Raw genomic sequence first — 4,156 nt, 5'->3', positions numbered from 1 at the left:
TCGCCGTGCTCACCCAGGCGGTCGCCGACCAGCTCGCCGAGGTCGCCGACTTCGGCGATCGGCTGCACGTCGTGCCCCCCGCCGTGAGCCCGAGCCTGGTGCTGCCGAGCTTCGCCGACGAGCGCGCCGCCGCTCTCGGCCTGCCCGACGAGTACATCCTGACGGTGGGCACCCTCGAGCCCCGCAAGGCCCTCGGCGCACTCATCGAGGCGATGGCCTCGCCTGCCGCTCCCCCGCTGCCGCTCGTCGTCGTCGGCCCGCCGGGCTGGGGCGGGGTGAGCGTGGCGGATGCCGCGGCCCGAGCCGGCCTCGCCCCCGATCGTGTTCTCCCGCTCGGCTTCCTGCCCGACACAGACCTCGCGGTCGCCTACGACCGCGCGACCGTGTTCGCCTTCCCGAGCCTCGCCGAGGGCTTCGGGCTGCCCGTGCTCGAGGCGTTCAGCTTCGGCACGCCCGTCGTCGTCTCCGACGACCCGGCGCTCGTCGAGGTCGCCGCGGGGAACGCGCTCGTCGTGGAGCGCGCGCCGGCCGCCTCCTATCCCGAGCGTCTCGCCGCAGGCATCCGCTCGCTCGTCGATGACTCTGTGACATCCGCTCGGCTCGCCGCGGCAGGAGCGGAACGTGCGCGAGCCTTCAGCTGGCAAGCGACGGCTGCTGCCGCCTGGAGACTACACACGTGACGGTGAGCTTGTCCGGCACCGTCGAATCGTTGCCGAAACGGTCATCGCCTATAGTCGCCGACATGGATCATGACGATGTGAGGCACGAGCAGCTTGCGTACTCCGACATCCAGCACAAGATGCTGGACGAGGAGATGCGCCGGAAGAAAGCAGCCAAGATCCTCTCCATCGTGAAGCACGCTCTCGGCCGCGACAACCTGAGCGGTCTCACCGCCCTCGATGTGGGCTGTTCCGCGGGATTTATCGCGAATGAGATCGCTCTGGCGGGAGCCACTACGATCGGCGTCGATATCGACGAGCCCGGTATCGAGAGGGCCAAAGCTCGCTTCGGCGACAACGTCGACTTCCGTCTCTCGAGCGGCGACGAGATGCCGCTTGAAGACGACACCGTCGACCTCATCGTCTTCAACCACATCTATGAGCACGTCGTTAGCCCTGAGGCCGTCGTCGCCGATATGAAGCGGGTGCTGAAGCCCGGCGGCATGCTCTATCTTGGCCTCGGCAACCGGCTCGGCATCGTGGAGCCGCACTACGAGTTGCCCTTCCTGTCCTGGCTGCCACGACGGGCATCCGATCTGTATATGCGCGCCGCGGGCAAGGGCGATAAGTACTACGAGCAATTCCGCTTCCGTGGCGAACTGCGCAAGCTTTTCAAGGACTTCGACGTCTGGGACTACACGCTTCCGGTGCTTGCCGAGCCTGGCACGTTCGAGAACACGTCGCGCGCGACCGAGATCGCATCGAGACTGCCAGAAGCGGTCCTCGCCGGCCTCATTCCTCTCATTCCGACCTATCTCTGGGTCGCGTTCAAGGGACCGGCCGAGCCGAGGGGCGCCGCGTTGCGCATCGCCCCGAAGCCACTCTCTCGGCGGCCCTAAGCGCTCAGGCAGAACGCATCCGGAATAATGGCAACGTGAAGCTCTTCATACAGATCCCGTGCCTCAATGAGGAAGAGACCCTTCCGCTCGTCCTCGAGTCGATGCCGAAGCACATCGACGGCATCGACGAGATCGAGATCCTGGTGATCGACGACGGCTCGAGCGACCGCACCGTCGAGGTCGCCAAGTCCTACGGGGTCAAGCACTTCGTGCGCCACACGCGCAACATGGGCCTCGCGCGGTCCTTCCACGACGGCGTCGACTACGCGCTGCGCCACGGCGCCGACATCCTCGTCAACACCGACGGCGACAACCAGTACCCGCAGGCGATGATCCCCGAGCTCGTGAAGCCCGTGCTCGACGGCCAGGCCGAGATCGTCGTCGCCGACCGCCAGACCGCGACCATCGCGCACTTCTCGCCGTTCAAGAAGCTCATGCAGCGGATCGGCAGCTGGGTCGTCAACAAGGCGGCGGGCACCGATCTGCCCGACGCGGCGAGCGGATTCCGCGCCTACAGCAAGTACTCACTGATCAAGCTCAACGTCGTCACCCAGTTCAGCTACTGCATGGAAACGATCATTCAGGCTGGCAACAAGCGGCTCGCGATCACCAGCATCCCGATCGAGACGAACGCGAAGACGCGCGAGTCCCGGCTGTTCAAGAACATCTGGCAGCACATGTGGCAGTCGGGGCTCGCGATCCTCCGGGCGTACCTCATGTTCAAGCCGTACGCCATCTTCGCGAGCATCGGCGCGTTGTTCGCTGTGGGCGGCCTGATTCCGTTCATCCGCTACTTGTTCCTTCTAGGCGACGGCGCACGAGGCGGCCACATTCAGTCCCTCTTGCTCGGGATCACCCTGTTGCTCGCGGCCGTCATGTCGCTCGTCATCGGTATCGTGGCCGACTTGACCCGCATCAACCGCATCCTGCAGGAAGATCAGCTCGAGCTTCAGAAGCGCATGGCTTATGGCGACGGCGCGACCGCACGCTCACTTCAACCAGCACGCGCCACCCAGCACACCAGTCTCGCTCCGGGCGCCGATCCTCAGGCGGCGTAAGCCGCGGAGGGATCGAGACGCTTGCCAACCGGCGGGCCATGGAGGGAGCGTACCTGCGGAGGCCGCTCAATCGCGCGTCGTGGCCGGTGACTGGAGCTATCAGGGGTGTCCCCAGTCCGGGGAATTTCCGGTTGCATGCGTCATGAGCAGATAGACAAGCGCATAGGTTCTATTCATGCAGTTCCCCGTTCGTCCGAGGTCAGCACAATGAGTTCGACTTCGCCGACCCATGTGCCGATTCCGACAGGCCCGCATTCCCCCAGCAGATCGAATGCAGCGCGCAACGACCTGAACACCGCCCCGCCGCTTACGACGCGCCCAGTAGTGCTACGACCCCGATCAGGCCCGCATGCTCCGCAACATATGGCGCCCGCCCGCCGAGGGCGCCGTCGGGGCCAGACTCGAATCGACCGCGTGCTGAGCCGCTTCGCGGCTATCCCCGACGCGCTCGCGCTCCCGCTCCTCATGCTCTGTCTGGTGACGGCAACCGCTGTGCTCCTAGGGCAGTTCCGGTGGTGGACGGTGCTTCCGCTGAGCGCCGCACTCACTGCGGCAACCTGGCGATGGCGGCTTCAACGCTACGAACACCGTTGGGCAGGCGTCACCGCGCTGATCGCGCTCGTGCTGGTTGCAGTCTGGGTCGCGGTCAATATCCCGTACGCCTCGCAGTGGCTCGACGTAAGCCGGGACCCGGGCTTCCTTACGCTCCAGAGCATCTGGCTGTCGCAACATCCGAGCCCTTCAATGGACGTCAGTCAGGCGGCCCAGCAGATTGCGAGAGCGATCCCCGACATCGGATTGGGATCGCCCGTCGGGCCGAGGTTCGACAATCCCTATGCGTATTCGAACGGTGAAGTCACTGGCCAAGGGGCAAAGCTAGGGCCGGCCCTGGTCGCTATGGCAGGCTGGGCCGGAGGAATTCAGGGCGTTCTCATCGGCGACCTCTTCGTGGGCGCGTTGGGTCTTCTGCTCTTCTACGCTTTTGCTCGCAGACTCCTCGGCCCGGTGTGGGCGCTGGGGGCGCTGGTCGCCTTCGCGACCACCATGCCGATGATTTACTTCACACGCAGCGTCTTTTCAGAGCCGCTCACAATCGCCACTACGTTCGGCGGCCTGCTCTTCCTCTGGGCGGCCTCAAGTACCGGGCACTGGTACCACTATCTCCTCGGCGGCGCTCTCGTAGGAATGGTCGGAGTGGCCCGCGTCGACGGGGCAGCTATCGTGCTCGGGCTGTCGGCCGCGCTCGCACTCAAAGCCTTCGTCGCTCACTCGCCATTCGTACGACGGGCACGGCGTCGCGGCTACCTCGTCGCCGTCGGAACGGCGCTGGCACTTACCGGGCTCGGCATTCTCGGTCTCCAGATTGACAGTCCGCACTACCTTCATGAACTGCTCTATCTCGTCAAACCGCTCGTTGTCGCGTGCATAGCCGTTGCACTCGTCGGCCTCCTGGCTACCTTCGGCCCGCCGTGGCGCTGGCTGCGGTTGTTCCTCGTCCATCACCGCAAACCGCTCTCCAATGCCGCTGCGGTGATCGTGA

General features: G+C 65.3%; 4 protein-coding genes. All 4 read left to right on the top strand.

Going from position 1 to position 4,156, the window contains the following annotated elements:
• Window positions 1-680 (top strand): glycosyltransferase family 4 protein (locus ACM2XV_RS12960; RefSeq protein WP_487027222.1); only part of this gene is annotated, 680 nt, incomplete at its 5' end.
• Window positions 677-1,558, top strand: a complete 882-nt coding sequence (locus ACM2XV_RS12955) for a class I SAM-dependent methyltransferase (RefSeq protein WP_487027221.1) — start codon at window positions 677-679, stop codon at window positions 1,556-1,558. The genes ACM2XV_RS12960 and ACM2XV_RS12955, both read left to right, overlap by 4 nt.
• Window positions 1,559-1,593: 35 nt before the next feature.
• Window positions 1,594-2,616, top strand: coding sequence for a glycosyltransferase family 2 protein (locus ACM2XV_RS12950; protein ID WP_487027220.1), 1,023 nt, complete (start codon window positions 1,594-1,596; stop codon window positions 2,614-2,616).
• 414 nt (window positions 2,617-3,030) lie between these two features.
• Window positions 3,031-4,156, top strand: a 1,126-nt coding sequence (locus tag ACM2XV_RS12945; protein WP_487027219.1) for an ArnT family glycosyltransferase, incomplete at its 3' end; no start/stop codon positions are given.

Source organism: Gryllotalpicola sp. CP2-P1, assembly GCF_057512245.1.
Note: the sequence above shows the minus strand (reverse complement) of the source record. Positions and strands in the feature narration are given on the sequence as shown.